General features: G+C 44.0%; 6 protein-coding genes. All 6 read left to right on the top strand.

All coding sequences use genetic code 11. The annotated features are described in order from the left end of the window. Positions 1-126 precede the first annotated feature (126 nt). Positions 127-603, top strand: a complete 477-nt coding sequence (locus FT643_RS22565; protein WP_156873666.1) for a DUF6714 family protein — start codon at positions 127-129, stop codon at positions 601-603. 766 nt (positions 604-1,369) lie between these two features. Then, positions 1,370-1,837: a GNAT family N-acetyltransferase gene (locus tag FT643_RS22560; RefSeq protein WP_156873665.1), complete on the top strand. Its 468-nt coding sequence runs from the start codon at positions 1,370-1,372 to the stop codon at positions 1,835-1,837. Positions 1,838-2,663: 826 nt separating this feature from the next. Further along, positions 2,664-3,536: a hypothetical protein gene (locus FT643_RS22555; RefSeq protein ID WP_156873664.1), complete on the top strand. Its 873-nt coding sequence runs from the start codon at positions 2,664-2,666 to the stop codon at positions 3,534-3,536. 117 nt (positions 3,537-3,653) lie between these two features. Then, on the top strand, positions 3,654-4,127 hold the full coding sequence (locus FT643_RS22550) for a hypothetical protein (RefSeq protein WP_156873663.1): 474 nt from the start codon (positions 3,654-3,656) through the stop codon (positions 4,125-4,127). A 155-nt stretch (positions 4,128-4,282) separates the two neighbouring features. Beyond that, a complete protein-coding gene (locus FT643_RS22545) occupies positions 4,283-4,810 on the top strand; it encodes a hypothetical protein (protein ID WP_156873662.1) in 528 nt (175 codons plus the stop codon). Between the two features lie 224 nt (positions 4,811-5,034). Further along, positions 5,035-5,397, top strand: a complete 363-nt coding sequence (locus FT643_RS22540; protein WP_156873661.1) for a hypothetical protein — start codon at positions 5,035-5,037, stop codon at positions 5,395-5,397. Positions 5,398-6,336 lie beyond the last annotated feature (939 nt).

Below are 6,336 nucleotides of genomic sequence, written 5' to 3'. Positions count from 1 at the left end.
AGCAAATTATAACCATCACATGCAGTGGAGCCGCTTACGTTCCGCCGTTTTTGTGCATTCGCTTCGCTCATTGTTGCACAAAAACGGCTCCACTCCAGCGGCCCACTGATGTGGGCGTTATGCTTCATGAATACTGAGCATCTAAAAAGTGAAATCGAATCAGTTTTTTCGTATGTAAAAAAGCCTAGAGGATTGGATTTGTCTTTTCACAAAGATGAGTGCCATCAATGTGGCTATTTACGCGAGGATCTCGATCAATATCAGGAAATGGAGTTGCCGCCTGAAGGGATTCGTGAAATACACCAGGAAATGTCTTGCCTATCGCCACAAGGCTGGCGTTGGGCGCTTCCTTCGTACCTGAGGTATTGTGTGACCGAGGAAGCGGTACGTAGCCAAAATGAAGCAGAATTTCTAATATATAACCTGGCGCCTGGCGAAGAATACCAAGCTGATACACGGAAACGGTTGTCAGCTCTAAATGAGCAGCAGATAGCATGTTTGGAGCATTTTCTTGAGTGGTGTCAGGTGCACAGTTATTGGGGGCAATATTGCTCTAAAGAAATATCAGAAGGTATTGCTTTTTTATCAACGGTTAGGGCATAACAATAAGTTGCACCGTGGACCCAAACTGCGTGGCACAATTTGTGGTTCACTGCGTTCACTGTATCACAAATTGCACCACACAGTTTGGGCCAGTGAACTTGGCGTTATAACTTTGCGAGCTGAAATATTTTTAAAACCAAGCGGTCCTGTATTTACACTTGTGCAGTCGGTGATGGCATTGCTACCGATTGTTCGGTCAACACTTGAAGTAGCCTGAAACTGGTTCCGATCAAATAGAGTTAGTGTTTTCTCCTCGATTTGATCTGGCAAGCGATCCAGTCCAAGAAGCACTGCCCCATAGTCGGGCCGTAGTTTATGCAGGTGTTGTGGTTCCATGGCGATTTCTATCGGGCTGATTCCGGGTGCATGGGCGGTTCGTGGACATCGAGGACGTGGCAAATTTTGCCAGAGGTGCATTTGATTCTGATCGAGGTCGATTCCGTTGCCACAAACCTTGCGTGCATTCTTGCGGTAACAAGCAGTGGGATTTACGGCAGCATCACAACTCGATTGGTAGGCCCACTTACGCTTGGGTTTCAACAGTTCTATCCAGTTTCGATGCAATAAAAGACAAAACAAAACACGAGTCGGCGGGCGGTGCAGGCAATGCGTTTTACCCAAGCAAATTATAACCAGGCGGTGCAGTGGAGCCAGTTACGTTCCGCAATTTTTGTGGTGTCGCTTCGCGCCTTTTACCACAAAAATCGCTGCACTCCACAGGCCCACTGACCTTTGCGTTATGTGCGCGCAGTAAATTGAATAATCAATGATTAGAAGACTATTACCAAACGATTACGACTACATTATTTCGAACTTGAATGGTTGGTGGGGTGGACGCAACGTAACTGATATGCTTCCGCGATTATTCTTCGACCATTTCCACACGACTAGTTTTGTATTCGTAGACCAAGACACCGTGGTTGGTTTTGTAGTGGGATTTATCTCAAGAGACAATCCCGAGATTGCCTACATCCACTTCACCGGTGTAGATCCAGAATATCGAAAGCAAGGTGTCGCATCACAGTTGTACAGGAGCTTCATATCACAAGCCCAATCAGCCGGTTGTAGGTACATCAAGTGCGTTACATCTCCAATAAATACAGATTCTTTAGCCTATCACCATAAATTAGGCTTTCGAGCAACAGATTATGATGATAAAGAACAGCCTATCGCTATAGACAATTATGATGGTGCTGGCAATCATCGCGTACAATTAACATTAGATATCGGCTAGCGTAGAGAGTATGCACATAACAATCACGATCAGCACCGATTGCTTTCGCAATCGTGGACCTCTCTACGCTGCGCAATTTTTGTGGTATCGCTTCGCTCTTTTTACCACAAAAACCGCTCCGCTTCGGTCGGCCGCTGTCGTTGGGCGTTATAACTTTGCGAGCTGAAATATTTTTAAAACCAAGTTGTCCTACATTTACTCTAGCGCAGGCGGGGTGGGCGTTGCTACCGCTTGTTCGGTTAGAATTTTAAGTAGTTTAAAGCTAGAAGTGATCAACTAGAGTTAGCATTGTCTCCGCTATTTGGACTGAGGTAGCGATTTAGTTCAGGGAGCACTGCCCCATAGTCGGGCCGTAGTTTTGTTCAGGTGTTGCGGTTCCATGGTGATTTCTATCGGGTTGGTTCCGGGTGCGTGGTCGGTTCGTGGACATCGAGGACGCGGCAAATTTTGGCAGCGGTGCATTTGATTCGGATCGTGGTTTATTCCGTTGCCACAAACCTTGGGTGCATTCTTGCGGTGACAAACAGCGTGATTGGCGGCAGCATCATAATTCGATAGGTCGGCCCACTCATCTTCGGGCTTTTACAGTTCTATCCAGTTACGATGCAACAAAAGACAAAACAAAGTACGAGTTGGTGGACGGTGCAGGTAATGTGTTTTTCCCAAGCAAATTATAACCATCACATGCAGTGGAGCCGCTTACGTTCCGCCGTTTTTGTGCATTCGCTTCGCTCATTATTGCACAAAAACGGCTCCACTCCAGCGGCCCACTGATGTGGGCGTTAACCATCAAGGAGAGAATGTGCCAATAATCAGGATAGCGTTATTGATCACAATGTTTTTTGGATTCCAAGCGTACGCTTGTGATGAAAATGTTGAGTGTCCAAAATGTGGCGAGAAGTCCGAATACACCTGGAATCCATCGAATCAGCATACTACCTCAAGACTAAACCGTTTTTACGAAATGGAGTCTTTAATCAGTAGTGCTTATGAGAACGGGGATTATGAGAAGGCATCTGATCTGATTAAGGAAGATTTAGAGCTGGCACAAATCTATCGTTGCAACTGGAATTACGGTAACTCTATACATAATTCCAATAGTATTCTTGGATTTATTGCATTATCAAATGATAATATTGATGGCGCATCAAAATACTTAGTTGCAGCAGGAAAATCTACAGGCTCCCCACAACTTGATAGCTTCGGGCCAAACCTAAATTTAGCTAACGAACTACTCTCTCTTGGCCAAAAGGAGTCCGTCGTAGAATATCTGGAAGGAGTGAGGAAGTTTTGGGATGGTAAAGAATCCACTATAGATGAGTGGATTGGAAAAATTGAAGCCGGTGAAGAAATTGAACTTAATCAATATACTCCAGGTGCTTATGAGATTATCGCTTACGCCGTATCTATAGCATGGCCGTTTCTAGTGGTAATCGGTTTTTGGTTCAGATTAAGAGGAAAAATTCCAAACAAATGGCTATTTCCAGTAATCGCAATTCCTGCCGGTTTTATAGCTATGACTATTGGGGGTATTATCCTTGGTCCAATCATCATAGCTTTGATGGAAGTTGTTAGTGCAGAAATAATGAGTCCAATTATTTTAGGGTTGAGTATTCTCGCGCAATTGGGTATGCCGTTTCTCGCTATATACTTAGTAGCTATGGTTTTTAAGCGTAAAGCTGTGCAAGAAAATGGTTAACAAAGCAAATCAGCAAGGGCCGCTGCACGGCCGGGACCTCCTTTCAGTCGGCCCCTGTTTGCGGCGTTATGCGATATCATGTTCTGTGCGTTGCAATATGAATCCTGGTTAACTGACGTGAAATCTGTCTTTTATTCTTACGTACCTTTTAAAAAATATCTCAATAGTGAGGAACTTACATTGAGTACAAAAGTTAAAATTGATATTTCGTCAGGGATTCTTGAGGTCGAAGGAAGTGAGGAGTTTGTTGAAAAGATATACACAGACTTCAAGGTTGCATTGGTCGGGAGAAATAATAGTTCGGTGCAAGAAGTAATCGACGAGTGCGAACCGGATCTGAAATTGGATGGTAGCGCAAATAATCGCAGTAAATTTCATCTGCCACCTATCAGTGGCCATTATAGAGAAGCCTCAGATGATTACTCTATAAAGGTTGGTGACGGTAGTATTTACATTAAGCCCCAAAAGAGAGGGTTAGTAATAACTGCGCATCCCGCCTCTGAAACTGCTTTGGCTACCCTAATTGGAAAGCCAACTGGGCGCGATAGCCCAAATTCGATCAACTATGCGAAGTGGGAAATATTAAAGTAATTATCTAACTAATTTTGGCTTAACCGCATAACAAACGTATGCTGGTGGAGCAACCTACGTTCCGTGATTTTTGTGGTTGTCGCTATCGCTCCTTTATACCACAAAAATCACTCCACTACGGTTGCCCACAGATACGGGCGTTATGTGAAGAAAGAATGAAGCATCTTAAAACTATTTTGGCTATCTGGGGCGGTCTTGTTGGTATAGGTTTAATTGTCTGTATCACTTATTATGGGTACCGTTTAACTCTAGGGAATTCGACAGACAATAATAGCGCCACAAAGGATGACGTCAGATTTGTATTAAACTGGTGTGAGTTAGGTGATGAAAGAATTCAATCCGTCCCACACAGTTATGAGTCACCTCGTTCATTCACTGGAGACCACTTTGATGCCTATGAAATATTAACGACCAACATTTCAATCGATGAATTATTGAATCCTGAAGTCTGGACTAGGGGTGATAAATTAGAAGGTGTGAAGAAAGAGGGCGTCAAGCTTATTAGTATGCTATCCCAGTTAGATAATCTTGAGTGGTTCCCCGGAGATAAAATTTTACTATCTAGTGAAATCTTCGTTTACTCATGGTCTGTTCTATTTCATGGGGAGCGTGCTATAGCTGCGAAAATGATATTCGTTAAACCTTCGGAAAATAAGGTTTTCTATGCAAGTGTCAAAACGTAAATCACATAACCAGCAGGTGCACCGTGGACCCAAACTGCGCGGCACATATTTGTGGCTCACTGCGTTCACTGTATCACAAATATGCACCACTCAGTTTGGTCCAGTGACCTGAGCGTTATGTAGATCAAAGATCGTCTGTCCCCCGAACATAACCAATTTAGTGATCATTGATGACCTTAAATTCTATTGCGGTATCTGTGAGAGATTTTTCACTTAGGCACGGAATGGATGTTGAAATTCCATTTTTTTGGCAGTTCCCACGCAATTGTTGCGAAAGTGCGTCAATTCTCTTGTCTGAGTCTGTATTGTTAGTTTATCCCGAAAAGCAAATATACTTTGTCCGATCTAGGCTAGATTCAACGATACATATTTGGATTGAAATAGATGATCTCGTTTTTGATGTGACGTTGGACCAATTTGAGAAATATGATGCACCAGTAATCGGCGGAGATAAAGTAATGCATCACAATAGATTTGATGAATGCGAAAGCATTTTATACGAAAATGAAAAAGCTCAGAATAGCTGGTTTCCCGAGAAGGAGCAAACGTTTAAAGAAGTGGCTAAGAGTATATTGGGAATTGCATAACAAGCCGGTGCATCGTGGACCCAAACTGCGTGGCGCAAATTTGTTGTTCACTTCGTTCACCTTACCACAAATTCACGTCACGCAGTTTGGGCCAATGACCGGGGCGTTATTTTTTTGCAAGCTGAGAGCCTTTTTAAAACCAAGAGGTTTTACATTTTCAGCTTCGCGGGCGAGTAGGGCATTGCTATTGATCGTTCGGAAAGTATGGTGACGAGTTCTAGCGGATTCGCAATCTATTCGGGTTTGCCTTTTCTCCGTAGCGATGAATGAAGCCAGCGATTGAGTTCAGGAAGCACGGTTCCGTAATCGGGCCGTGATTTTGTTTAATGTTTGTGGTGCCATGGTGGTTTCTGAACGTGATGGATTTCGTTGCCACTACCACCTGTGCATTCTTCGAGTGACAATCGATGTGTTCTACGGCAGCATCCTTAGCCGATGGGCAGGCCCACTAGGATTCAAGCTTCATAGGCACTGTCCAGTTGCAGTGCATTAAAGGTCAAAGTCAAAAAATAGTTGGGTGGTTCGGTGCAGGCAATTCGCTTTTGTACAGGCAACAAATAACCAAGGCAAGCACGGGACGCAGTTTCGTTCCGCATTTTTTGTGGTATCGCTTCGCTCTTTTTACCACAAAAAATGCTCCACTACACTGCGCCCATGTTGCCGGCGTTATAACTTTGCGAGCTGAAATAATTTTAAAACCAAGTTGTCCTACATTTACTCTAGCGCAGGCGGGGTAGGGCGTTGCTACCGCTCGTTCGGTTAGAATTTTAAGTAGTTTAAAGCTAGAAGTGATCAACTAGAGTTAGCATTGTCTCCGGTATTTGGACTGAGGTAGCGATTTAGTTCAGGGAGCACTGCCCCATAGTCGGGCCGTAGTTTTGTTCAGATGTTGTGGTTTCACGGTGGTTCCTAATTAAGTTGGTTCCGGGTGCATGGGCG

This window comes from Ketobacter sp. MCCC 1A13808 (genome assembly GCF_009746715.1).
Lineage (GTDB): Bacteria > Pseudomonadota > Gammaproteobacteria > Pseudomonadales > Ketobacteraceae > Ketobacter.
Note: the sequence above shows the minus strand (reverse complement) of the source record. Positions and strands in the feature narration are given on the sequence as shown.

What these genes read in the sequence shown, in the direction of transcription:
- FT643_RS22565 (WP_156873666.1), top strand. Translation starts at nt 127, where the DNA reads ATGAATACTGAGCATCTAAAAAGTGAAATCGAATCAGTTTTTTCGTAT.
- FT643_RS22560 (WP_156873665.1), top strand. Translation starts at nt 1,370, where the DNA reads ATGATTAGAAGACTATTACCAAACGATTACGACTACATTATTTCGAAC.
- FT643_RS22545 (WP_156873662.1), top strand. Translation starts at nt 4,283, where the DNA reads ATGAAGCATCTTAAAACTATTTTGGCTATCTGGGGCGGTCTTGTTGGT.
- FT643_RS22540 (WP_156873661.1), top strand. Translation starts at nt 5,035, where the DNA reads ATGGATGTTGAAATTCCATTTTTTTGGCAGTTCCCACGCAATTGTTGC.